Origin of the sequence: Hydrogenophaga sp. PAMC20947, assembly GCF_004795855.1 — a bacterium.
Lineage (GTDB): Bacteria > Pseudomonadota > Gammaproteobacteria > Burkholderiales > Burkholderiaceae_C > Hydrogenophaga.
Genome location: NZ_CP039252.1, coordinates 2,294,991 through 2,317,276, shown reverse-complemented (window position 1 = coordinate 2,317,276; position 22,286 = coordinate 2,294,991). Strand labels below are relative to the sequence as shown.

The 22,286-nt window shown below is 62.8% G+C and carries 22 protein-coding genes and 1 pseudogene; 14 read left to right on the top strand and 9 right to left on the bottom strand.

The annotated features are described in order from the left end of the window. Nucleotides 1–39: 39 nt before the first annotated feature. The 4 genes and pseudogenes from E5678_RS10360 to E5678_RS10345 form a co-directional block, all read right to left on the bottom strand. Nucleotides 40–3,317: pseudogene (locus E5678_RS10360) on the bottom strand (efflux RND transporter permease subunit). Nucleotides 3,318–3,343: 26 nt separating this feature from the next. Next, nucleotides 3,344–4,522: an efflux RND transporter periplasmic adaptor subunit gene (locus E5678_RS10355; RefSeq protein WP_247596981.1), complete on the bottom strand. Its 1,179-nt coding sequence runs from the start codon at nucleotides 4,520–4,522 to the stop codon at nucleotides 3,344–3,346. Between the two features lie 8 nt (nucleotides 4,523–4,530). Continuing rightward, nucleotides 4,531–5,214 (bottom strand): TetR/AcrR family transcriptional regulator, encoded by a 684-nt coding sequence (locus E5678_RS10350; RefSeq protein ID WP_136178451.1) that lies wholly within the window; start codon nucleotides 5,212–5,214, stop codon nucleotides 4,531–4,533. Between the two features lie 130 nt (nucleotides 5,215–5,344). Continuing rightward, the gene (locus tag E5678_RS10345) at nucleotides 5,345–6,832 is read right to left on the bottom strand and encodes a potassium/proton antiporter (protein ID WP_247596980.1); all 1,488 of its coding nucleotides are present in this window, start codon (nucleotides 6,830–6,832) and stop codon (nucleotides 5,345–5,347) included. A gap of 274 nt (nucleotides 6,833–7,106) precedes the next feature. Between E5678_RS10345 and E5678_RS10340 the strand changes: the two genes are divergently transcribed. From E5678_RS10340 to E5678_RS10325, 4 genes are all read left to right on the top strand, one after another. Further along, entirely contained in the window at nucleotides 7,107–7,658 is a 552-nt protein-coding gene (locus E5678_RS10340; RefSeq protein WP_136178450.1) for a YdeI/OmpD-associated family protein, read from the top strand. 121 nt (nucleotides 7,659–7,779) lie between these two features. Further along, complete coding sequence (locus E5678_RS10335) at nucleotides 7,780–8,133, top strand: zinc ribbon domain-containing protein YjdM (RefSeq protein ID WP_136178449.1); 354 nt, start codon at nucleotides 7,780–7,782, stop codon at nucleotides 8,131–8,133. Nucleotides 8,134–8,776: 643 nt separating this feature from the next. Further along, on the top strand, nucleotides 8,777–10,147 hold the full coding sequence (locus tag E5678_RS10330; protein ID WP_247596979.1) for an MFS transporter: 1,371 nt from the start codon (nucleotides 8,777–8,779) through the stop codon (nucleotides 10,145–10,147). 320 nt (nucleotides 10,148–10,467) lie between these two features. Continuing rightward, the gene (locus E5678_RS10325) at nucleotides 10,468–10,857 is read left to right on the top strand and encodes a VOC family protein (RefSeq protein ID WP_136178448.1); all 390 of its coding nucleotides are present in this window, start codon (nucleotides 10,468–10,470) and stop codon (nucleotides 10,855–10,857) included. A 137-nt stretch (nucleotides 10,858–10,994) separates the two neighbouring features. Here the strand turns inward: E5678_RS10325 and E5678_RS10320 are convergent, their stop codons facing one another. After that, entirely contained in the window at nucleotides 10,995–12,185 is a 1,191-nt protein-coding gene (locus E5678_RS10320) for an acyl-CoA dehydrogenase (protein WP_136178447.1), read from the bottom strand. A gap of 183 nt (nucleotides 12,186–12,368) precedes the next feature. Here E5678_RS10320 and E5678_RS10315 point away from each other — a divergent pair, with 183 nt between their 5' ends. The 5 genes from E5678_RS10315 (at nucleotide 12,369) to E5678_RS10295 (ending at nucleotide 15,324) form a co-directional block, all read left to right on the top strand. Then, nucleotides 12,369–13,292: a LysR family transcriptional regulator gene (locus tag E5678_RS10315; protein ID WP_136178446.1), complete on the top strand. Its 924-nt coding sequence runs from the start codon at nucleotides 12,369–12,371 to the stop codon at nucleotides 13,290–13,292. Further along, a complete protein-coding gene (gene msrA, locus E5678_RS10310; protein ID WP_136178445.1) occupies nucleotides 13,289–13,837 on the top strand; it encodes a peptide-methionine (S)-S-oxide reductase MsrA in 549 nt (182 codons plus the stop codon). Before E5678_RS10315 ends, msrA begins: the two co-directional genes overlap by 4 nt. 168 nt (nucleotides 13,838–14,005) lie before the next feature. Next, nucleotides 14,006–14,437, top strand: a complete 432-nt coding sequence (locus E5678_RS10305) for a GNAT family N-acetyltransferase (protein ID WP_136178444.1) — start codon at nucleotides 14,006–14,008, stop codon at nucleotides 14,435–14,437. 1 nt (nucleotide 14,438) lies between these two features. Further along, the gene (locus tag E5678_RS10300) at nucleotides 14,439–14,870 is read left to right on the top strand and encodes a gamma-glutamylcyclotransferase family protein (protein WP_168708538.1); all 432 of its coding nucleotides are present in this window, start codon (nucleotides 14,439–14,441) and stop codon (nucleotides 14,868–14,870) included. Nucleotides 14,871–15,012: 142 nt separating this feature from the next. Further along, nucleotides 15,013–15,324 carry a hypothetical protein gene (locus E5678_RS10295; RefSeq protein WP_136178442.1) on the top strand — a complete coding sequence of 104 codons (312 nt, stop codon included), beginning with the start codon at nucleotides 15,013–15,015 and terminating at the stop codon, nucleotides 15,322–15,324. 6 nt (nucleotides 15,325–15,330) lie between these two features. Here E5678_RS10295 and E5678_RS10290 read toward each other — a convergent pair whose 3' ends face one another. The 4 genes from E5678_RS10290 to E5678_RS10275 form a co-directional block, all read right to left on the bottom strand. Then, nucleotides 15,331–16,224 (bottom strand): EamA family transporter, encoded by an 894-nt coding sequence (locus E5678_RS10290; RefSeq protein WP_136178441.1) that lies wholly within the window; start codon nucleotides 16,222–16,224, stop codon nucleotides 15,331–15,333. A gap of 70 nt (nucleotides 16,225–16,294) precedes the next feature. Beyond that, the gene (locus E5678_RS10285; protein WP_136178440.1) at nucleotides 16,295–17,272 is read right to left on the bottom strand and encodes a metal ABC transporter substrate-binding protein; all 978 of its coding nucleotides are present in this window, start codon (nucleotides 17,270–17,272) and stop codon (nucleotides 16,295–16,297) included. A gap of 27 nt (nucleotides 17,273–17,299) precedes the next feature. Beyond that, nucleotides 17,300–18,172: a metal ABC transporter permease gene (locus tag E5678_RS10280; RefSeq protein ID WP_136178439.1), complete on the bottom strand. Its 873-nt coding sequence runs from the start codon at nucleotides 18,170–18,172 to the stop codon at nucleotides 17,300–17,302. After that, complete coding sequence (locus E5678_RS10275) at nucleotides 18,169–19,002, bottom strand: ABC transporter ATP-binding protein (protein ID WP_136178438.1); 834 nt, start codon at nucleotides 19,000–19,002, stop codon at nucleotides 18,169–18,171. The genes E5678_RS10280 and E5678_RS10275 overlap by 4 nt, the downstream gene beginning before the upstream one ends. 75 nt (nucleotides 19,003–19,077) lie before the next feature. Here E5678_RS10275 and E5678_RS10270 point away from each other — a divergent pair, with 75 nt between their 5' ends. The 5 genes from E5678_RS10270 to E5678_RS10250 are packed head-to-tail and all read left to right on the top strand — an operon-like array spanning nucleotide 19,078 to nucleotide 22,269. Then, the gene (locus E5678_RS10270; protein WP_136178437.1) at nucleotides 19,078–19,596 is read left to right on the top strand and encodes a Fur family transcriptional regulator; all 519 of its coding nucleotides are present in this window, start codon (nucleotides 19,078–19,080) and stop codon (nucleotides 19,594–19,596) included. Then, complete coding sequence (locus tag E5678_RS10265) at nucleotides 19,593–20,249, top strand: ATP-binding cassette domain-containing protein (protein ID WP_136178436.1); 657 nt, start codon at nucleotides 19,593–19,595, stop codon at nucleotides 20,247–20,249. Before E5678_RS10270 ends, E5678_RS10265 begins: the two co-directional genes overlap by 4 nt. Beyond that, nucleotides 20,246–21,460: an ABC transporter permease gene (locus E5678_RS10260; protein ID WP_136178435.1), complete on the top strand. Its 1,215-nt coding sequence runs from the start codon at nucleotides 20,246–20,248 to the stop codon at nucleotides 21,458–21,460. The genes E5678_RS10265 and E5678_RS10260 overlap by 4 nt, the downstream gene beginning before the upstream one ends. Nucleotides 21,461–21,470: 10 nt before the next feature. Continuing rightward, nucleotides 21,471–21,713 carry a hypothetical protein gene (locus E5678_RS10255; protein WP_136178434.1) on the top strand — a complete coding sequence of 81 codons (243 nt, stop codon included), beginning with the start codon at nucleotides 21,471–21,473 and terminating at the stop codon, nucleotides 21,711–21,713. Between the two features lie 19 nt (nucleotides 21,714–21,732). Then, a complete protein-coding gene (locus E5678_RS10250) occupies nucleotides 21,733–22,269 on the top strand; it encodes a DUF3299 domain-containing protein (protein WP_136178433.1) in 537 nt (178 codons plus the stop codon). The last annotated feature ends 17 nt before the right edge of the window (nucleotides 22,270–22,286 follow it).

Below are 22,286 nucleotides of genomic sequence, written 5' to 3'. Positions count from 1 at the left end.
TTATACTCCATGGGGTATGTTAACCGATCTTGGTCCATTTTACTGAGCGCGTGGGGTCTGCTCTTGATCTGACGCAGCTTCCGGGGCCGGCGAAAGCCTCAAAAGGCGCCGGATCGCGTTGGCCAGATCATCCATGTAGCAGTACATCACAGGCACCACCACCAGTGTGAGCACCGAGGAGGTGATCACCCCGCCAATCACGGCCTGGCCCATGGGCGCGCGTTGTTCCGAGCCTTCGGTCAGGGCAAAAGCCAGCGGCACCATGCCAAACACCATGGCCAGCGTGGTCATGAGGATGGGGCGCAAGCGAACTTTGGCGGCAAGCAAGAGCGCGGCCTCGCGGGGCAAAGGCGCCTCGCCGTCGATCCCTCGCCTTGCCCGGATGGCGAAATCGACCAGCAGAATGGCGTTTTTGGTGACCAGACCCATCAGCAACACGATGCCAATCACCGAAAACATGCTCAGGGTGGAGCCAAACATCATGAGGGTGAGCACCACGCCGATCAGGGTGAGGGGCAGCGCAGTCATCAGGGCCAGTGGCTGCAAAAAGCTCTGGAACTGGCTGGCGAGGATCATGTAAATGAAGATGATGGCGAGGGCCAGCGCCGAGATCGCGTAGGCGAACGATTCCTGCATGTTCTTGGCCGAGCCGCCGAACTCGTAGCGGTAACCGGGCGGAAAGCGCATGCCGTCGAGCGCCTGGCGGATGTCGGCCGAGACCTCACCGGCGGAGCGGCCATAAACGTTGGCATTGATCGCCACCTCGCGGTTGAGGTTGCGCCGGTTGATCTGGTTGGGGCCGGTGCCTTCGATCACATCGGCCACCTGAGACAGCCGCACCACGCGGGCCGAACCGTCGGCGGCCGAGCCCACCACAAAGGGCAGACCCAGCAGATCCTGGGTGCGGGTGCGTTGCTCGGGGGCCAGTCGCACGTTGACATCGTAGTTCTCACCATCCTGCGCGCGCCAGTTGCCCACCGTCTGCCCGGCCACCAGGGTGCGCAGGCCATTGGCGATGGCGCTCACGCCCAGTCCCACGTCGGAGGCCACTTCGCGCTTGAGCACCACATCCACCGTGGGTTTGTTGGCCTTGAGGCTGGTGTCCAGGTCGACCAGACCCACGATGGGGCGGATGCGGTCCAGCACTTCAATGCTCAGCCGCTCGAGTTCGGCCAGATCGTCGCCCTGGATCGAGAACTCCACCTGCTTCTGGCCACCGACCGCATCGCGCAAGCCCGCGTGGGTGACCGTGATGCCGGCCACCTTGCGCAGGCGATTGCGCAGCTGGGCCGACATGGCGTCCACGCTGAGCGAACGTTCCTTCCGATCGACCAGGCGCACATACATGCTGGCGTATATGGTGCCCTGCGCGTTGCCGGTGTTGATGGTGGACAGCGTGTACTTCACCTCGGGAAACTCGCGCAACACCGCTTCGACCTCTCGCGTTTTGGCCTCTGTAGCCTGCAGCGAGGAGCCCACGGGCGTGTGGAAATCGACATAGGTTTCGGAAAAGTCGGCCTTGGGCACAAACTCGCTGCCCAAAATCGGCACCAACATCAGGCTGCCCACAAAGGTGGCCAGCGCCAGCAACAGGGTGATCAGCTTGTGCTTCAGCGACCAGCGCAGCGCGCTTTGGTAGGTGTCTGTCAGGTCGTCCTGCATGCGGTCAAACCAGCCCGTGACACGGCCAATGGTCTTGTCGTAGAGCGTGACGGGCGCGGCATGGTGGCCGTGCTTCTCGATCTCGGGATCGTGCCAGATGCTGGACAGCATGGGGTCCAGCGTGAAGCTCACAAACATGGAGATCAGCACCGCCGCCACCATGGTGATGCCGAACTCGTGGAAAAACTTGCCAATGATGCCGCCCATGAACCCGATGGGCAGGAACACCGCCACGATGGACAGGGTCGTCGCCAGCACCGCCAGGCCAATTTCCTGGGTGCCGTCCATCGCTGCGTTGTAGGGTGTCTTGCCCATTTGCACGTGGCGCACGATGTTTTCGCGCACCACGATCGCGTCGTCGATGAGCAGGCCCACCGACAACGTGAGCGCCATGAGCGTGATCATGTTGATCGTGAACCCGAACAGGTTCATGAAAAAGAAGGTGCCGATCAGCGCAATGGGCAGGGTGAGCCCGGTGATCACCGTGGATCGCCAAGAATTGAGGAACAAAAACACGATCAGCACGGTGAGCAGGGCGCCTTCGATCAGGGTTTGGCGCACGTTGTCGACCGACACGCGAATGGGCCGCGAGCCATCTGCGATCTGCTCCAGCCGCACGCCGGGGGCAGCTCGGCGCTCATGGCGCTGAGCGCGGCCTTCAGGCCGTCGGTCACCGCGATGGTGTTCTCGTCTTGCGACTTTTGCACCGCCAGCAGCAGCGTGCGTTCGCCGTTGTACAGCGCCAGGCTCTCCACTTCTTCGGTGGCATCGCTGATGCGCGCCACCTGATCGAGGCGCACCGCATTGCCGCCACGGCGGGCCACGATGATGCGGCCGAAGTCTTGCGGGTTCTTCACCCGCGACAGCACCTGTACCACGCGCTCGCGTGCGCCGCTCTTGAGCGTGCCCACAGGGAGGTCCTGGTTTTCGCTGCGCACAGCCGCAACGATCTGGTCGGCCGTGATGCCCAGTGCTTCCATCGCTGCCGAATCGAGGTCGATGTTGATGCCCCGTCGGGTGCCGCCCACAAGCGAAACAGAGCCCACGCCGCGCACGTTTTCCAGCCGCTTCTTCAGCGTTTGCTCGGCCCAGGTGGTGAGCTCCACGGCCGATGGCGCGGGGCCTTTGCGCGCCGCGCTGGACCGCTCCTGGCAAGCGCGGGCTTCGTCGGGGGGGCTTGAATCACACGAAGGGGAGAGCGTGGGGTCTCTGGGTGTATCTGGAATCACCGCGACCGACCAGATCGAGCGGCTGGCGGGATCGAAGCGCAGGACACGGGGTTCGTTCACTTCATCTCGGAAGGCGGGCTTCAGGATGGCGATTTTCTCCCGCACATCCTCGGCCCCCTTGCGGCCATCAATGTTCAGCTGAAACTCGACGATGACGACCGACTGGCCTTCGTAGCTGCGCGAGCTCAGCGCGTTGACGCCAGCAATGGCATTGACCGCTTCTTCAACCTTTTTCGTCACCTCGGATTCCACGATATCGGGTGAGGCTCCGGGGTATTCGGTGGTGATCACCACCACCGGGAAATCGATGTTGGGGAACTGGTCCACCTTGAGGCGCTGGAACGAAAATACGCCCAGCACCATGAGTGCGAGCATCACCATGGTCGCAAACACGGGGTTGCGCAACGAGACTTGGGTGAACCACATGGCGGGCTGTTCGCTTGTTCAAGGGTTCAGTTGGACGCAGCCGCGCTGCTCGCCGCTGCTCCGGGCAGCTGCACCGCTTCGCCTGCGGGGATCAGGCCGGCCTGCACACGCAGCACCTGATCGCCCAGGCCCAAGCTTGCTGTGCTGGCATTGATGAGCAGCATGGGTTCGTTGTCCAGCGTGCCCTGGCGCTCGAGATTGACTGGAATGTGGGCGATCCTTCCGTCTTTCACCACCTGAAGGTACGGCTGGGGCTTGTCGTTGCGCACCGACGAGAGGGGCACGGCGGGGCCTTTGAGCTGGCCGGTGACGATGGTTCCCTGGGCAAACAGGCCTTGGCGCATCCCGGCACCTGCCGGTAGTTTGAGATACACCAGCACGCTGCGGCTGCCGGCCTGTACCGACGGGTTGATGCGGCTCACGCGGGCTTCGACCGGCGCAGGCAGTCCTTCGATCTGGAGCTGTGCACTTTGCCCGGGCTGAACCGTTGCGGCCTGCGCGGGTGTGATGGCAGCCTCCAGTTCGAACGCCGACAAATCGACCAGTTCGTAGACCCGAGCGTCCACACCCACGCGCTCGCCGTTTTGCACAAGCCGTGTGGCTACTTGCCCCGACAAGGGGGCTTTCAGCGTGGTGTCGGCGAGCGATTTGCGCGCGATCTCCCATGCCGCCAGCGCTGCCTGGTGGTTGGCTTCGGCAACCGCCAGGTTCCCGCTGGAGGTGTCCAGTGCAGTGGCCGAGATAAAACCTTGTTTGACCAGCGACCGGTTGTTGTCTTGAGCCCGGCGCGCAATGCCCACCTGGGCCTGAGCAGCCTGGGCCTGCTGCTCGGTCTGGCGGACGCGGGCTTGTGCTTCGGTGCTGTCAATGCGGGCCAGCACCTCGCCTGCGGTGACCGTTTCGCCCTCGCGCTTGTTCAGACCGGTAATCTCGCCGGCCACTTTGGCCTTGACCACGGCGGTTTGCACCGCTTTGAGCGACCCGGAGATGGGCGTGACCTGGGCGATGTCCAGGCTTTGCACCACGACCAGATCGTTGGCCGAGAGCTGGAAAATCGCTGCCTGTTGCAGGGCCAGGGAGGCTGTCTGGGCAGCGGCTTGCTGGGTTTTTCGCTTGTACAGCGCGCGTGCGACGCCCAACGCCAGTGCGGCCACCAGGGCGGCCAGCAACAACCATTTCAGCCAGGGAGAGCGGGAGGAGGGCATGGGGGTCATCAGCAACAGGTGGAAGAAGGGGCGCCCGGGCGGTGTGTCGTGTCGGGGTGGTACAGCATGCCGCGCAGCAGGAGATCGAGCTGGCAGTCGATAAAACCGATGGGGTCGATTTTCTGGGAGGGGGGTGTGCAGGGTGCCATCGCGTGTTTCCAGGTCACCAGGAAAATCATGGGTGACATCAGGCTGTACACGGCGTATTCCAGATCCAGCTGGCGCAGTTCGCCCCGGTCCATGCCGCGTTTGAGCACCCGTTTGAGCAGATCGTGCGCTGGGCCTATCACTTCTTGTTGGTAAAACGAGGCGATTTCGGGGAACAGACCCGCCTCGCTCATGACCAGCTTGGTGATGCCCGAGGCCTGCGTCATGCCAATGCGCTCCCACCAGGCGTGCAGGCAATAGCGGATCAAGGCCTCGCTGTCGCCATCGAACGCATCCAGCTCTTGCTCCCATTCGGCAAAGCGGCCCGAGATGGTTTCCCGGACCACGGCCTTGAACAGCTCTTCCTTGCTGGGGAAATACAGGAAGAGGGTGCCCTTGGAAACACCCGCGCGCGCCGCGACTTCCTCGACGCGGGTGGCGGCGAAGCCTTTTTCGACAAAAATGGTCAGGGCCGCGTCCAGCAATTCGCCTGGACGCGCCTCTTTGCGCCGTTCGCGCTTGGTGGGGGAAGAAGATGGCGGCATGTTAGTGACTGACTGGTCAGTAATGTAAGCCAGTGGATGGACCAACGTCAATCGCCAGCAGGCGCAGAGAGCGGGCGCACCGCCAGACGGTAACGTCCGTGCAGCGGCCGTGCCCGACCAGTTGCCGTTTTCAGCCCAGTTTGATACCGATCTGTGTGATGCGCTGCCCGTCCATGGCGCGCACGCTCAGCTCGGCCGCGCCCAGCGAGGCACTGTCGCCCACCACGGGCGGGCGTTGCAGCTCTTCGCACAACCAGGTGGCGGCACTCTGATCCGATTCCGCGGGCACCGGCAGGCCGTAAAAGCTGCACAAGTCGAGCAACGACGTGTCGCCCGCAATCATGAAGTCACCAAAGACCTCGCGCGCCTCGGCGGTATCGTCCAGGTCGGGCAAGGCCACACCCAGTTTGCGTGCGCTCCAGGCAATGGTGGAGCCCTGAAGCAGGAGCGAGGTGATCACAACCACGAAAGCCACGTTGAAAAATGTGTGCGCCCCGGCCACACCCGCCATCACGGGGAACACGGCCAACACAATGGGCACCGCGCCGCGCAGTCCCACCCATGAAACAAACGCCATTTCCTGGCGTGAGAACCGCATGGGCGCCAGACACAACCACACCGAAATGGGCCGAGCCACCAGCATCAGCACCATGGACACCCCGAGCGCTGGCCACAGCGTGCGCAGCAGCTCGCTGGGCGTGACCAGCAGGCCCAGCAACAAAAACATGCTCGCTTGAGACAGCCAGGCATAGCCATCCATGGCCGAGAGCGCGGGGCGCACCTGGCGCCGGGCCCGGTTGCCTGCTATCAGGCCCATGGCGTACACCGCCAGAAATCCCGAGCCGCCAAGCCAAGTGGTGGCCGCGTACACCGCCAGTCCACCCGACACGATCAGCAAAGCCCGGATGCCACCGCCGCCGTCGGGACCGCGCCCGAGCCGCGTCAGCAGCCATGCCAGACCAAAGCCGCAGGACAGCCCCAGCGCGGCACCCCAACCCAGCTGGTGCAGCATGGCGATCAGCAGCGCGGCGCCGTCGATATCCGGACCGGCCAAGGGAGCGGCAGATGCCGCCAGGGCGATGCTGATGAGGCTCAATGTGAGAAACACTGCCATCGGGTCGTTCATCCCCGACTCGATTTCCAGCGTGGCGGCCACCCGTTCGTTGAGCTGCACGCCTGACGTTTTCAGCAGGGAAAACACGGCGGCGGCATCGGTGGAGCCCACGATGGCTCCCACCAACAGCGACAGCGGCCAGCTCAGCGCCAGCAAAAAGTGCGCGGCCACTGCCGTGATGCCGGTGCACACCACCACCCCCAGGGTGGCGAGCCAGAGGGCCGGCTTCAGGCCCGTTCGAAAGGTTTTGAACTCGGTGCGCAAGCCGCCGTCCAGCAAGATCACCGCCAGCGCCACGTTGCCCACCCAGAAACTGAGCTTGAAATCGTTGAACACCAGGCCCCCGGGGCCGTCCACACCCGCCAGCGTTCCAACAATCAGAAAAACCAGCAGAAAGGAAAAACCGGCGCGCGCAGAGAAGACGCCAGCGAGCACGCTAAAGAACACCAGCGCAGCAGAGGCCAGCAAGGGCAGGGTGAGGAAATCGAGTGAGAGCGCCATCATGATGGGGTGACGCTATCAGAAAAAAATAGCAAAGGGCGTTTGGCCCTGCAGCGCCTTCGCGAGCGCTGGATTCCAGCGACAGGCGAACGGCACCCGGTTCGGTCAACCGTGGGTTTTGCAGAAGCTTGACCATCCGGGCTCCTGGGCAAGTGCCAACTGGGGTAGTGAAAAGGCCTTTGTCTGTGCAAAAATCCGCCTACCTGTTGTGAAGCCCGTTCCGCTCGCCCAGTTTTCCGGCTGCTTTACCGAGATGCCATTGGGGGAGCGTTCCGCAATGAAACCCATCAACACGAAGATGCAGTTCAAAGCCCAACTGCTTCGCCCCGAGCGATCCGGCAGTGACACGCCATGGGCGTTCGTCGTTTTGCCCAGGAGCGCGAGTGCCATCCTTCCGAGGCGGGGGCGGACGACGGTGGAGGGCACGCTCAACGGCCATGGTTTCCTCGCAACCCTGGAGCCCGATGGCCAATTGAGCCATTGGCTGCACATCAATCAGGCCCTGCTTGAAGCTGCAAGCGTTGAGGCGGGCGATCTGGTCACGTTTGAGATTTCACCTGTCGTGCAAGAACCAGAACCAGAGACGCCCGCTGATCTGCTTGAAGCGCTCCTGGCTGCCCCCAAGGCCAGAGCCGTCTGGGATGACACCACGACCCTCGCGCGCCTGGACTGGGTTCACTGGATCACGTCCGCCAAACAAGCCAAGACCCGCGCGCATCGGGTTGGAAGCGCCTGTGACATGCTGGCTTCCGGCAAGCGTCGCGTGTGCTGCTTCGATCCCTCCGGTTTCTACAGCAAGGCGCTCAGTGCGCCCAAGGCCGCAGAATGAGCGGTCTGCCGTAGTGAGGGCATCACACAGGGTCTTATCATTTGTACAGAGCGGGTAGCACACAGCTTCCCGAAACCGTTTCCTGCATCACCCGCACACTGCTGCGTTTTATGAGCTTTCAATGACCCATTTGCCTCCTTGCCCCCAGTGCCAATCGACCTTGACCTACGAAGACGGCGCCATGCTGGTTTGTCCCGAATGCGCTCACGAGTGGTCGCCCGCCGCCGCGGTCGAAGGGGATGCGACGCCGGAGAGCTCCGCGCTGATCGTGAAAGATGCCCACGGCGCGCTGCTGGCCGATGGCGATGCCGTGGTGCTGGTCAAAGACTTGAAGATCAAAGGCTCGTCTTCGGTCGCTAAGGTGGGCACCAAGGTCAAAGGCATACGCCTGGTCGAAGGCGATCACAACATCGATTGCAAGATTGCTGGTTTTGGCGCGATGCAGTTGAAGTCGGAGTTCGTGAAGAAGGCTTGAGCTTTTGCAGCGCCATGCTGATTCAACCTTTTTTTCGCGATGCCCGATGGCCCATCGCCTCGCGGTTCCGCAGCCTTCACAGGGCAAGGCGCAGGGGCTTTCATTTGCTCAACGCCCTTGGGCTGAGGGGAACCCAGGCTCTGGAAGCGGAATACACGCTGACGGATCGCCTTGCTGGTGACCATGGCCGTGGCGCTGATGGGTGGTGCTGTTCTGAAGGGGTGGCAAGACGATGAGTCCATGTTGATCGACCTCGCCCGCGCCTGTTTCGCCTCTTGCCGAAATCCATCGCTTCGCAAGGCTTTGACATGATTGGGCTGCTACAGGCGCAGGAAGCCGAGGTCGGTCCAGCAGTTTGAAGTCGGCTTGTTTTGCGTTCTCCCATAAGCCCACAGTTGAAGAACCCACACCCTGCACATCGCCTCCTGTGGCCCTCAATGCAAGACTTGATCCCCAAAGCTCCCGTCGCTGACGCTCCGCTGCAACGGAGACGTTGTATGACGGTATGTCTGACGTGCTCTCCACGACTCATGGAGCGGCCTTTTGCCAGGCCATGGCGGGCACCACCGGGCGAGCCATACAGGTGTCACGATGCGCAGGTGCCCTGCGCTGTGGAAGTGGCCCATCTTGTACAGTCGCCCACTTGAAGAACCTCGCTCCCAACCCCCACCATCCCTACGCGGTCCCCAATGCGGTGCCCGCGTTGCTGGCCATCTTTTTGGCGGTGTTCCTGAGTGCGCTGGACACCGCCATCGCCAACACCGCCTTGCCTGCCATCAGCGCCGACTTGCGCGCTGGCGCTGCCGCCTCGGTTTGGGTGGTCAATGCCTACCAATTGGCGGTGGTGGCGGTTTTGTTGCCCTTTGCCGCCTTGGGTGACTTTTGGGGGCCGCGCCGGGTTTTCTTGATGGGTCTGGTTGTGTTCACGGTGGGCTCACTGGGTTGCGCGCTGTCAACTTCATTGCCTGCACTATCGCTGGCGCGTGTGGTTCAAGGCGTTGGCGCTGGCGGCATCATGGCCGTGAATCTGGCGCTGGTCCGGTTGATTTTTGCGCCCGGCCAGCTGGGTCGTGGCGTGGGTTTGAATGCTTTTGTGGTGGGGCTCGGGTTCAGTTTGGGGCCCACGGTGGCGTCGTTGGTTTTGTCCGTGGTCTCTTGGCCCTGGCTTTTTGGCATCAATGTGCCGCTGGGCATTCTGGGCTGGGTGCTGGGCCGCAGAGCCATTCCGCACAGCCCTGCGCACAGCGCCAGCCACCGCTTTGATCCCGCCATGGCGGTGCTGGCCGGACTTACCTTTGCGGGCTTCACATTGGCCATTTCCCTGGCCGGCCAAAGAGCGTCTTTGGCCCTTGTGTTGTCTGCCGTTTCGGTGTGCTTGGTGTGTGGAGTGGCGCTGCTGCGGCGGCAATCTGGCCACCCTGCGCCCATGTTGCCTGTGGATCTGTTGGCGCGCCCCCTGTTCAGCTTGTCGGTGTTGACATCGATTTGCTCGTTTGCCACCCAGGGGCTGGCTTTTGTGTCGCTGCCGTTTTACTTTGAAACTGTGTTGCACCGCGACCCCATTCAAACAGGGTTTTTGATGTCGTCTTGGGCTGTGGTGGTGGCGGGCATTGCCCCGTTTGCAGGGCGCTGGTCTGACCGCTACGCGCCAGCCACCATGGGCGGTGTGGGCATGGCCATTTTGAGCCTGGGCATGGTCTCCCTTGCGCTCATGCCGGCCGATGCGTCGGTGACGGGCATTGTGCTGCGCATGGCTGTGTGCGGCCTGGGGTTTGGCCTGTTTCAATCACCCAACTTGAGAGCCATCATGTCCAGCGCGCCCGGCGAGCGCGCCGGCGGCGCCAGCGGCATGGTGGCTTTGTCGAGGCTCACCGGTCAAACCGGCGGCGCAGCGATGGTGGCCTTGTGTCTGAGCTTGGGCGGCACCAGCGGTGCGGGCTGGGCGCTGAGCCTTGGCGCAGCGACCGCTGCCCTTGCTGCCGCTTTCAGTGCCAGTCGCTTGTGGGCCAAATGAAGCGTGGGGTCAGGCATCGGGGCAGTTGCTGACTTGTCCTGACCATTTGCCTCCCTATGCGTTTCGACGGGCTAAATGCACCGGTAGATATTCGGCCCCCATTCGAGGGCGAAAAAGTGGCCGCCTCGCCAAATTTTTCGCGCTGTTGCCGACGCGAGCTTGGAGAGCTTTGACGCCCAGAACGCTCCGCAATATCCACCGGATGCCGCAGGCTTTGAGGAATACGTTATCTTCGGCGATCTCTCGTCCCTCCAGTCTGGCGACTGGCAAGGCGTTAAACGGTGGGGCGAGAACGAACCCAATAACTCAGGAGACAAAACATGTTCAATCACATCATGATCGGTGCCAACGATATCGAGCGCTCGAAGCGGTTCTATGACGCGGCACTGGGGGTGCTCGGTGTGGGCGAGCCGCTGCGCAACGTGGCCAACAGCGGCCACACCCGGCTCTTTTACCGCCACGATGGCGGAACGTTTTGCATCAGCGAGCCCATCAATGGTGAGTCGGCAACCTCTGCCAACGGCGGCACCATTGGTTTCAAGTGCACTTCGCCCGAGCAGGTGAAGTCGTTTCACGATGTGGCTGTGGCGCATGGTGGCACCTCGATTGAGGACGCTCCTGGTCTGCGCGATGGCGCCATGGGTGCGCTGTACCTGTCTTATGTGCGCGATCCTGACGGCAACAAGCTGTGTGCGCTGTACCGACCTTAAGAGCTTGGGCGCCTGCGCGAGTATTCAGCCGGTCGGTCGGTTGCAAGAGCCGCCTGGGCCTTTGCTCCCATCGCCGCAACATCAAAGCAAGAAGGGCTGCCCATGGCAGCCCTTCTTGCTGGTGATCGCAAACGCGATCAGTTCGAAAACGCCGCAATCCCGGTGATCGCGCGCCCGAGAATGAGCGCGTGCACATCGTGCGTGCCTTCGTAGGTGTTGACCACTTCCAGGTTCACCAAATGGCGGGCCACGCCGAACTCGTCGCTGATCCCGTTGCCGCCCATCATGTCGCGCGCCATGCGGGCGATGTCCAGCGATTTGCCGCAGCTGTTGCGCTTCAAGATGCTGGTGATCTCGACGGCGGCGGTGCCTTCGTCTTTCATGCGACCCAGGCGCAGGCAGCCTTGCAGGCCGAGGCTGATTTCGGTCAGCATGTCGGCCAGCTTCTTCTGGATCAGCTGGTTGGCGGCCAGGGGGCGGCCGAACTGCTGGCGGTCCATCACGTATTGACGAGCGCGGAAGTAGCAATCTTCGGCGGCGCCGAGCGCACCCCAGGCGATGCCGTAGCGCGCGCTGTTGAGGCAGGTGAAGGGGCCTTTGAGGCCGCGCACGTCGGGGAAGGCGTTTTCTTCAGGGCAGAACACTTCGTCCATCACGATTTCGCCGGTGATCGACGCGCGCAGGCCCACTTTGCTGTGGATGGCCGGGGCGCTCAGGCCCTTGGCGCCTTTGTCCAGAATGAAGCCGCGGATCTGGCCGCCTTCGTCTTTGGCCCAGACCACGAACACATCCGCAATCGGGCTGTTGGTGATCCACATCTTGGAGCCGCTCAAGGAGTAGCCGCCATCGACCTTCTTGGCGCGGGTGACCATGGAGCCGGGGTCGGAGCCGTGGTTGGGCTCGGTCAGACCGAAGCAGCCGATCCACTCGCCGGTGGCGAGCTTGGGCAGGTACTTCTGCTTTTGCGCTTCGGTGCCGAATTCGTTGATCGGCACCATGACCAGCGAGCTTTGCACGCTCATCATGGAGCGGTAACCCGAATCCACGCGCTCCACTTCGCGGGCCACCAGCCCGTAGCAAACGTAGTTCAGGCCGCTGCCGCCGTATTGCTCGGGAATGGTGGGACCGAGCAAGCCGAGCGCGCCCATCTCACGAAAGATGGCCACATCGGTCTTCTCGTGGCGGAAAGCCTCGGTCACCCGGGGCAGCAGTTTTTCCTGGCAGTAGGCGCGGGCCGCGTCTTGCACCTGGCGCTCGTCGTCGGTGAGCTGGGAGGCGAGATGAAAAGGGTCTTCCCAGCTGAAGCTGGCTTTGGATGAACTGGCCATGGTGAGGTCTCCGGAGCGTTGTGATCAAGAAAGGTTGAGGTTGATTGTCCGCGCTTGATGAATAGCTGTCTAATATTGATTGCCGATTCATCAATATAAAATTTGTATCGATGCAGGGCGCTGTACCCAACCGACCAGAGGCGTGCCCAACGCCTTTGCTTCTACCGCTTTTTAGATAGCCCCATGGAATTCCGACATCTGCGTTGTTTTACGGTCTTGGCCGAAGAGCTGCACTTCGGCCGCGCTGCCCAGCGCATGTCCATGACGCAGCCGCCGCTTTCGCTCAACATCCAGCAGCTGGAGGCTTCCGTGGGCGCGCGGCTGTTTGAACGCAACAGCCGAGGCGTGAGCCTCACTGCCGCGGGAGAGGCTTTCTTGCCCAAGGCGGTGGCGCTGCTGGAGCAGGCGGCTCAGGCAGCGCGCGAGGCCCGCGATGTGGGCCAGGGTCTGGCCGGGCAGCTGCAAATCGGCTTTGCGGGCACGGTACTGTACCGCGGCTTGCCGCAGATGCTGAGGAACTTTGCAGCCGGCCACCCCCGCTTGCGGCTGATGTTGCGCGAACTCAGCTCAGCCGAACAGCTTGCCGATCTGGTGCGCGACCGGCTGGATCTGGGCTTTGTGCACACCACGCGGGTACCGGCTGGCTTTTCTCAGATTCTGGTGTCGAGCCAGCCGTTTGTGGCCTGTTTGCCGGTGAACCATGCCCAGGCGAAAAGCAAGTCTCTGACGCTGGAGAGTCTGCGCGGCGATCCCTTTGCCATCGTGATGCGCGCTGTTTCGCCCGATTACCACGACCGCATTCTTTCGGCGTGCGGCGACGCGGGTTTTGAGCCGGTGCTGGGTTACGAGCTGCGCCATTGGCTCAGCGTGGTGTCGGTGATCGCGCAGGGGCTGGGTGTGGGCCTGGTGCCGGCTGCTTTGCAGCAAGCGGGCTTGCCGGGCGTGGCGTTCGTGCCCCTGGCGCGCCCGCTCTCGCCCTACGACACGCATTGCCTGTGGCGCACCGAGCGCGACCAGTCTGCCCTGGGGGCATTTCTGGCCACAGTGCGAGGGGCGGCCAAACCGGTGCACCATAGCGCCCTGACTTCCAAAGGAGAAAAACCATGAGCAATCCAACCAACAACACGCAAACCCTCGTTCTGGGCGGCGGCTGCTTCTGGTGCACCGAGAGCGTTTACAAAAACGTCAAAGGCGTGACCGATGTCGAATCGGGTTACAGCAACGGCCAGGAAACCGCGCCCAGCTACGAAATGGTGTGCACCGGGCGCACGGGTTGCAACGAGGTGGTGAAACTCGAATACGACCCAGCCCAGATCAGCACCCGCGAGATCCTGGAAATCTTCTTCGTGGTGCACGACGCCACCACGCTCAACCGCCAGGGCAACGACACCGGCACGCAATACCGCAGCGGCATCTACTTCACCAGCCCTGAGCAGCAGCAAACCGCCCAGGCATTGATCGACGAGCTCACCAAAGACGACGCCTTTGGCAGTCCCATCGTGACCGAGTTGCTGCCGCTGGCCCACTATTTTCCGGCCGAGGAGTACCACCAGGACTTCTTTGAGCGCAACCCGAACCAGGGTTATTGCATGGCCGTGGCCGCGCCCAAGGTGGCGAAGTTTCGCAAGACGTTTGCGCGGTTGGCGAAGTAAGTGGCTTGGTGATTTCTCAGGCCTCTTGAAAAGGACGGTTGAACTTGCTTGAACCAACGAAAAGTGCATTGTTCATGCCTGTGCGGTTAACGTGGGCGTGATGAACGGAATGCGCATTGAACCGGAGACCTGGCTCAGGTTTGGTTTTGATAGTCTGAGGAGGCATGCTTGGAAATAACCTGGTCAAACACGCTCGATGACATTGACTGGAGCGAGCTCGAGGCGCTCTACAGAGCTGCGCCGCTCGGGAACAAGAACGCCATCGATCTAAAGACGGTTTTCACCAATAGCCGTTTTTGCTGTTTCGCTCTGGAGGGCGATCGAATCGCTGGTGCGGGAAGGGCTCTTGCCGACGGTGTCGATTGCGCTTACCTCTGCGACGTGGCGGTAGTGCCTCAGTTTCAGGGCACAGGCCTTGGCAAAGAGATTGTCAACCGGTTGGTGGCTTCTGCTGAGGGGCACAAGAAGATCATTCTTTATGCTGTGCCGGGCAAAGAGCCGTTCTATCGAAAATTCGGGTTCAGGCGCATGTTGACCGCGATGGCGATTTTCGAGAGCGCTGGGCAAGCGGTCGAACGCGGTTACGTCGAAGATGTCTGACATGCAATCTCTCGTTTTCGTCTACGGAACCCTGAAAGAAGGCTTTCCCAATTTCCCGTACAACCCTGGCCGCCGCGTGGCGGGCACCTACCGAACGCGGCAACCATTTCCGTTTTACGTCGTCCAGCTGTCCGACGAAGACAGAGCGCCCTGGCTCATGAACAACCCAGGGCAGGGCATTCAGGTGTCGGGCCAGGTGTTTGAGGTAGATGCAGCCACTTTGCAGGCCATGGACGTGTTCGAAGAGGTGGGCCTGCCCACGGGCTATGTGCGGGTTGAGCTGGAGTTGGAGCCTGTCGATCAAGCCGGCGCCATGTTGCGCGCCCACGTTTACATGAAAGAAGAACACCAGATGGTTGAGTGTCTCGTCATCGAGGGGCCTTTTGCGGAATACACGCCGGAGCTGGCTGTGGGTTACAGGCTGGAGCAGTAATAGCGCCCAGGCGTCGGGGGAGGCATGAAAAATGCTTCAACTCAAGCCACCCGATTTTGGGTTGATTTGGTGCCATCAGCGCCCATGGCCGACACCCTCTCTTTCCAGCCAAGAAGCGCTCATGCGCCATGAAAGGACCAACATGGAAACCGTCTTCCTGCCATTGCAAATGGCTCCGGCCAACCTGAACCAGCCGATCTTGCCCAACTGGTCGTTCAACCTGTTCAACGTGAACATGGGCGCCTCTTCAAACGCGGCGATCGAGCAGGAAGCCTTGCAAACGGTCGGCAGCTACGGCAAGCAGATTGGGCACATGGCCGAAGCGCTGGAGATCATCATCGGCAAGCTCCACCTGCTCGACAGCAGCGATCTTTCGCCGTCCGAGAAAGACGCGTTGCGCATTTTCCTCGGCGACATTTCGGCCGTCCGGAAGATCAAGCGTTCACACGCGTAGGCTTTTCTAGCGTGCGTCGACGATGGCTCGACGGGGTCGGGTGAGCCTTGGCCACAACACAATCACCGCCAGACCGGCCAAGACCAAAGCGCCCGCCCCCAGCTTCCATGGTTGCATCGGTTCGCCCAAAGCCAGAGCCGAAGCGCTCATGCCAAACACGGGCACGAGCAGGGCCATGGGGGTGACGACGGCGGCAGGGTGGCGCGAGAGCAGCCAGTTCCAGACGCCGAAACCAAACAGCGAATTGCCCACGGCCTGCCAGGCGACGCTGGCCCAGGTGAGGGCGCTGGCTTGCTGCAACAGGTGCCACATGCTTGCTGGGGGACCTTCAAAGAGCCACGACAGCGCAAACAGCGGTGGCACAGCAAAGATGCTGCTCCAGACCACGAAATGCAGCATATTCACGCGCCCGATGGACTTCACCACCAGGTTGGCGCAGGCCCAGAAAAAGCCGGCCATCAGCACCAGGGCGACGCCCAGCAGGGTGACGGTGGCGTTCAGGTGCGCGCCGATCACGCCCAGGCCAGCCACGGCCAACAGCAAGCCGGTGATCTGGTAACCGCGCACTTTCTCGCCCATGAAATACAGCGACAAGCCGATGGTGAAAAACACCTGCAACTGCACCACCAGCGACGCCAGGCCGGGTGAAATGTCGCTGCGAATGGCCAGAAAGAGCAAGCCGAATTGGCCCACGCCCAACAACATGCCGAAGGCCGCCATCTTGTGCCAGGGGGCCTTGGGCCTCGGAATGAAGAGCAGCCAGGGCAGGGCTGAAAAGGTGAAGCGCAGCGTGGCAAACAGGAAAGGCGGCAAACCGTCCAGCCCCCAGCGGATGACCACAAAATTGGTGCCCCAGACAAACACGACAGCGAGGGCGAGGAGCAGGTGGTTGAAGGGCAAGCGTGCTCCAGCGTGGATCGGGGTGGGGTGGCCAGTGTAGCCATGGCCACCCCGCAGCGCCCATGGACGGTCAATAGCCCGGAATGGCCTTTGTCAGCGCCACGGTGTTGTGGCGCATCATGCTCAGGTAGTCCGGGGCTGCGCCGGCGGGTGCAGACAGCGAGTCAGAAAATAGCTCACCTGCAGGTTTGACACCGGTCTCTCGCCCGATCTGTGCGATCAGCCGCGGGTCGGAAATGCTTTCCACAAACAAGGCCTTGATCTTTTCCTTTTTGATCTGGCGGACCAGTTGGGCCACACCTTTGGCCGACGCTTCGCTGTCCGTGTTCACGCCTTGTGGCGCCAGAAACTTCACGCCGTAGGCTTGGGCGTAGTAGCCAAAAGCGTCGTGCGAGGTAATGACCTTGCGTTGCGCCACGGGAATGGCCTTCCACTGGGCGCGGATGTCGGAGTCCAGTGCCTGGAGTTCGGCCCGGTAGCGCAGGGCATTGCGCTGGTACAGCTCGCAGCCGGCGGGGTCGGCTTCACACAGGCCTTTGGCGATGTTGCCCACGTAGACCATCACGTTGGGCACACTTTGCCAGGCGTGGGGGTCAGCGTCTTCGTGATGGCCGTGGTCTGAGTGGCCGTTTTTCTCCTTCTCGTGGTCTTCTTGCTCGTCATGGTCGTCTCCCTCGATGGGTTCAATACCCCGGCTGGTGATCACATGGCGGCCCTTGTAGCTGGCGGTGTTGAGCAGGCGCTCCATCCACCCTTCAAAGCCCAAGCCGTTGGAAAACAGGATGTCGGCCTGCCCTACCAACTTGGCTTGGGTGGGCGTGGGCTGGAATACATGGGCATCGGCGCCAGGTCCCACCAGCACATCCACCGCGACACGCTCTCCCCCGACCTGTCTGACCAGGTCGCCGAGGATGCTGAAACTGGCCACGGCCCGGGCGGGCGTGGTGGTCTGCGCCAGCGTCAACGAAGGCAGCAGGGTGAGCGAGACCAGGCCGATGAGGGCGTTCAGGGCATGGCGGCGGTGGGAGCGAAGGGCAGGGTGGTGCATACAGTTTCCTGGGTTAAAAAGCGAAAATCAGGCTTTCAGGTGTGTCTGCGCGGCGCGTTGCTGGCGCAGTAAGCCGTTGGGGGCCAAGAACAGGGAGAGCAGGTAAACCAGGCCCAGGCTCAACACAATCACGGGGCTGGTGGGCCAGTCGGCGTGGTACGAAATCAACAGGCCGCCGGCGCTGGCCAGCAGGGCAAGGCCGGTGGCGATGAGCAACATGGGACCGATGCGGCGCACCCAGAACCGCGCGCTCGCGGCGGGCAAGACCATGATGCCCACGGCCATCAAAGTGCCCAGCGCATGAAAACCAGCCACCAGGTTGATGACCAGCAGGCCCAGAAACCCGTAGTGCGCCACCGGGCTCCAGCGGCTGACCTGGCGCAGAAATCCAGGGTCCAGGCATTCCAGCATCAACGGGCGGCGGATGATGAACAGGGTCAGCAGCGTCACCGCGGTGATGCTCCACAGCAGTGTGAGCGCCGGTCCGTCCAGTGCCAGCACGGTGCCAAACAGCACATGCAGCAGATCCACGTTGTTGCCACGCACCGACACGATGAGTACGCCCAGCGCCAGCGAGAGCAGGTAGAAAGCGGCGAGCGAGGTGTCTTCCCGGATGAGGGTGTTGCGCGCCACCAGGCCAGAGCCCACCGCCACGGTCAGGCCGGCGATGATGCCGCCCACCGTCATGGCCATGAGCGAGAGGCCAAACATCAGGTACCCGATCGCCGCGCCGGGCAGGATGGCGTGGGCCATGGCATCGCCGGTCAGGCTCATGCGCCGCAACATCAGGAATACGCCCACTGGCGCGGCGCTGAGCGAGAGCGCCAGGCAGCCCAGCAGTGCCTGGCGCATGAAGGCGAATTCGATGAAGGGGCCGATGAGCAGGGTGTTGTCGTTCATGGCGTGGCCTTGGCAAACGCCGCGTTGTGCTGCACCGATTCGTCGGTGTGATCGTGGTGGTGGGTGCCTTCGGGCGCGCACTCGGGTGCCCCGTCGTCGAGCGGTTCGCGCATGGCGGTCGCGTTTGCCCAGTTCGCCTCGGTCAGCACCTGTTCGGTGGGGCCGTACGCGACCGGCTCCCGCGCCAGCAACAGCGTCAGGGGGAAATGCGCGCGTACCTGGGCCAGATCGTGCGACACCGCCACCACCGTCTTGCCGGCCTCATGCCACTGGTGCAGCAACCCAAGCAGGTCGGCGGTGGTGCGCTGGTCGACGGCGGAAAAGGGTTCGTCGAGCAACACCACCGGCGCGTCTTGCAGGATCAGCCGCGCGAACCGGGCGCGCTGCAGTTGGCCGCCGGACAAGGTGTCGAGCCCGCGCCGCTCAAACCCGGCCAGGCCCACGGCGGCCAGGGCCTGATCACAGCGCTGCGTTAGCTCGGCGGTGAAGCGCCCCAGTGCGCCCATGCGGTGCCACAACCCCATGGCCACCATGCCTCGCACATCAATCGGAAAGCTGCTGTCGAGCTCGCTGTGCTGTGGCAACCACGCCACGCGCTGCGGTGGCGCCAAGCCTTCGATCGTGCCGCTGAGCGGCCGCATGGTGCCTGCGAGCGCCTTGATCAAGGTGCTTTTGCCCGCACCGTTGGGACCCACAACGGCCAGCAGCGAGCCCGGCTCGATGCGCACACTCAGGTGGTGCACGGCAGGGTGGCGCTCGTAGCCCAAGGTGAGGTCCTGCAAGACGACGGTGGGTGCGTTGAAGCGGGCGGCGGGGGAAGGGTGGGGCACGGGTCGGCAGTACACTGTTGCAACTCAATTGCGATAGTGTTGATCTTAATGCAACTTTGTTGCGATAATGAAAGCATGCCCATGGTGACCCGCAAACCCAAAGAATCCGTGCCTGTGCCGCAGGCCATCCAGACACGGCTGGAGGCAGGAGGCCTGCGCCGCACCCTGGCCACCCGGGCGGTGGTGGGGCTGTTTGTGGCGAGCCCCCAACGCAGCCTGAACCATGCGCAGGCCCTCTCGCTGTTGACGGCCCGGGGGCTCGACATCAACCGCGTGACGCTGTACCGCCTGCTGGAGCGGCTGGCGGCCTGTGGGGTGCTTGCCCGTTTCTCCGATGACACCGCGCGCACCTGGCGCTTTCGCCTGGCCGATCTCCATGAAGCCGAGGTGGGCGGCGGTGCGCCGAGCTTTGAATGCGATGCCTGCCACCAGCAGTTCCGCTTGCCCAACGCAGAGGCGTCCACTCAGGCCGCCGCCGCTCGCTTCTACCAAGTCTTGGCCGAGCTGGGTCACCATGGCGTGCGCATGGATGTGGCGATCCACGGCACCTGCGCCGGTTGCACACCAGCGCAGCTCGAAGAGGCTCGCCGGTGATCGAGACCCGGGCGTTGCGCCATGTCTACGCGGGTGGCGCCGCCATCGGTTTTGCCGATGTGCAGGTGCCTCAGGGCGGCGCGCTTTTGTTGCGCGGTCCATCGGGCAGCGGCAAATCCACCTGGCTGGCCTTGGCGGCAGGGCTGCTCACAGCTGGTGAAGGTTCAATACTTGTTGCCGGCCAGTCGGTTGCAGCGCTGCGGGGTGGCGAGCGCGACCGCTGGCGTGCTCGGTGCATCGGGTTCTTGCCACAAAAACTGTGGTTGAGCGAGGCGCTGACCGTGACCGACAACCTGGGGCTGGTCTACTTTGCAAGCGGTCAACCGGTGGATCGCGCGGCCATCGCCGATGTGCTCGCCGCGCTGGACATCACGGCGCTGGCCCGCCGAAAACCCGCCCAGTTGTCAGGTGGGCAGGCCCAGCGTGTGGCATTGGGCAGGGCCATGCTGTTGCGTCCGCAGGTCTTGCTGGTGGACGAGCCCACTGCGAGCCTGGACGACGCGGCTTGTGGCCGGGCGCTGGCCTTGTTGCGCGACAGCGCGGAACAGGCGCAGGCGACCTTGGTGATTGCCACGCACGATGCGCGGGTCGAGCGCGCTTTACCGCAGGCCCAGACGTTGCTGTTGGGTGCGGTGCGGGATGCAGCCCGGTGAACACGTTGAAGCTTTCATGGCAGTACCTTTGGGCCCGCCCGCTGACCACCTCGCTCAATCTCCTCCTGCTCACGCTGGGTCTCGCGGCCATGGCGGTGGTTTTGATCGCGCAAGACCAGCTCGACCGAGCATTCGAGCGCGATCTGCGCGGCATCGATGCGGTTGTGGGGGCCAAAGGGAGTCCTTTGCAATTGATTCTGTCCGGCGTGTTTCACATCGATGCACCCACGGGCAATATCTCGCTCGACGATCTCCAATCGCTGCAGGCCAACCCCCAGGTGGCCCAGGCGATTCCTCTCAGCATGGGTGACAACCTGCAGGGTTTTCGCATCATCGGCACCACCCCCGATTACCCGGCGCACTACGGCGCCACCTTGGCTCAAGGCCATTGGTGGACCCAGCCCATGGAGGCGGTCATGGGTGCACATGCGGCGAGAACCCTGGGGCTGACGACAGGCCAGGGCTTTGTTGGCGCGCACGGACTGGGCAACGGCGGGGCGGTCCACGGCGATTCCCGCTACATGACCACGGGTGTGCTCGCGCCCTGTGGCTGTGTGCTCGACCGTTTGGTGCTGACCGCAACCGAGTCCGCCTGGCAAGTGCACGACGACATGCATGCCACGGACGACATGGACGACGAAGACCTCGCAGCCATTGCCGCCGACCGCGAAGTGACCGTGGCCTTGATTCGCTACAAGAGTCCGTTGGCGACCCTGAGTTTTCCGCGCTTCATCAACGGCACCACCGCCATGCAGGCGGCGTCGCCCGCGCTGGAAGTGGCGCGTTTGATGAACCTTTTCAGTGTGGGGGCTCAGGTGCTTCAGGGTCTGGGCGCGGTGTTGCTTGGCGTGGCGGGCTTGTCGGTGTTCATCGCCTTGTGGAATGCGGTGCGCGAGCGCCGGGCGGATTTGGCGATGCTGCGCATGCTGGGGGCTTCCCCGCGCAAGGTCGGTGCGCTGCTGCTGTGTGAATCGTTGTGGCTGGCGGCGCTGGCCTGCGTTTTGGGCTTGCTGGCGGCACACGGTTCGATGGCCATGGTGGGTGCGATGGCCATGTCCGAGCAATCGCTTTCGATTGAAGGCTGGCGGTGGGTTCCCTATGAAGCAGGGATACCGCTGATGGCCTTTGGGGTGGCGGTGATCGCGGCGCTGGTGCCGTCGATCAGCGCTTATCGGGTCGACGTGACCCATTTGTTGAACGCAAGGTCTTGAAATGGAACTGATGAAGAAATCGATTGGGGTGCTTTTTTCCTCCGCGCTGGTGTGCACATCGGCTCTGGCCCAGCACTCTGTCGAAGAGGCCAAAGAAGACATTGCGCGGCACCGCGCAATGGCCGCCGCCCACGAGGCCGCTGCCCAATGCATGGAAGCCGGCAAGGGCGAGAAAGCCTGCCTGGCCGAACTGCAGAAGGCCTGCAAGGGTCTGGCCATTGGAAAATACTGTGGCATGAAGCACGCGCACTGAGCCTGGTCCAGGAGCAAGCATGAAACGGAAAGATTGGGCGGTTTGCCTGCTGGGTCTGGGCATGCTCAGCGGCTGTGCTGTGGTGGGGGCGCAAGTGTTGAGTTCGCCTATGGGCTCCGCGCCTGATGCCCCTGTTGCCGCCGGGCAAGGACCTGGCATACACGGTGCCGGCAGCGCCTTTCCGCCCTTGGTGGAGCGGGCCGATGTGGTGCCGTGGTCGGTGTTGACCGATGTGTCCGTGGTGTTCCAGAAACCGCGCATCACCACCACGTTCACGGACAAGGTGCGCCAGCTCAACGGCACCACCGTCAAGATGCAGGGCTATATGGCCCCACTCGAGGCTGGCACTTCGCACCGGCATTTTCTCTTGTTGTCGGTGCCACCGACCTGCCCGTTCTGCGTGCCCGGTGGGGCCGAAAGCATGGTGGAGGTGCGCACGACGAAACCCTTGAAGTACTCCCAGAATGTGCTGGTGATCGAGGGCCGGTTTCAGGTGTTGAAAGACGACCCGCAGGGCTTGTACTACCGCATGACTGGCGCACGACAGGTGAAATAAGCGCAGGCCCAGTCGCT

Excerpts from the sequence above, each read along its gene's own strand:
- E5678_RS10355 (WP_247596981.1), bottom strand. The coding sequence starts at position 4,522 with ATGCCCTCCTCCCGCTCTCCCTGGCTGAAATGGTTGTTGCTGGCCGCC.
- E5678_RS10350 (WP_136178451.1), bottom strand. The coding sequence starts at position 5,214 with ATGCCGCCATCTTCTTCCCCCACCAAGCGCGAACGGCGCAAAGAGGCG.
- E5678_RS10345 (WP_247596980.1), bottom strand. The coding sequence starts at position 6,832 with ATGATGGCGCTCTCACTCGATTTCCTCACCCTGCCCTTGCTGGCCTCT.
- E5678_RS10340 (WP_136178450.1), top strand. The coding sequence starts at position 7,107 with ATGAAACCCATCAACACGAAGATGCAGTTCAAAGCCCAACTGCTTCGC.
- E5678_RS10335 (WP_136178449.1), top strand. The coding sequence starts at position 7,780 with ATGACCCATTTGCCTCCTTGCCCCCAGTGCCAATCGACCTTGACCTAC.
- E5678_RS10325 (WP_136178448.1), top strand. The coding sequence starts at position 10,468 with ATGTTCAATCACATCATGATCGGTGCCAACGATATCGAGCGCTCGAAG.
- E5678_RS10320 (WP_136178447.1), bottom strand. The coding sequence starts at position 12,185 with ATGGCCAGTTCATCCAAAGCCAGCTTCAGCTGGGAAGACCCTTTTCAT.
- E5678_RS10315 (WP_136178446.1), top strand. The coding sequence starts at position 12,369 with ATGGAATTCCGACATCTGCGTTGTTTTACGGTCTTGGCCGAAGAGCTG.
- msrA (WP_136178445.1), top strand. The coding sequence starts at position 13,289 with ATGAGCAATCCAACCAACAACACGCAAACCCTCGTTCTGGGCGGCGGC.
- E5678_RS10300 (WP_168708538.1), top strand. The coding sequence starts at position 14,439 with ATGCAATCTCTCGTTTTCGTCTACGGAACCCTGAAAGAAGGCTTTCCC.
- E5678_RS10295 (WP_136178442.1), top strand. The coding sequence starts at position 15,013 with ATGGAAACCGTCTTCCTGCCATTGCAAATGGCTCCGGCCAACCTGAAC.
- E5678_RS10285 (WP_136178440.1), bottom strand. The coding sequence starts at position 17,272 with ATGCACCACCCTGCCCTTCGCTCCCACCGCCGCCATGCCCTGAACGCC.
- E5678_RS10280 (WP_136178439.1), bottom strand. The coding sequence starts at position 18,172 with ATGAACGACAACACCCTGCTCATCGGCCCCTTCATCGAATTCGCCTTC.
- E5678_RS10270 (WP_136178437.1), top strand. The coding sequence starts at position 19,078 with ATGCCCATGGTGACCCGCAAACCCAAAGAATCCGTGCCTGTGCCGCAG.
- E5678_RS10255 (WP_136178434.1), top strand. The coding sequence starts at position 21,471 with ATGAAGAAATCGATTGGGGTGCTTTTTTCCTCCGCGCTGGTGTGCACA.
- E5678_RS10250 (WP_136178433.1), top strand. The coding sequence starts at position 21,733 with ATGAAACGGAAAGATTGGGCGGTTTGCCTGCTGGGTCTGGGCATGCTC.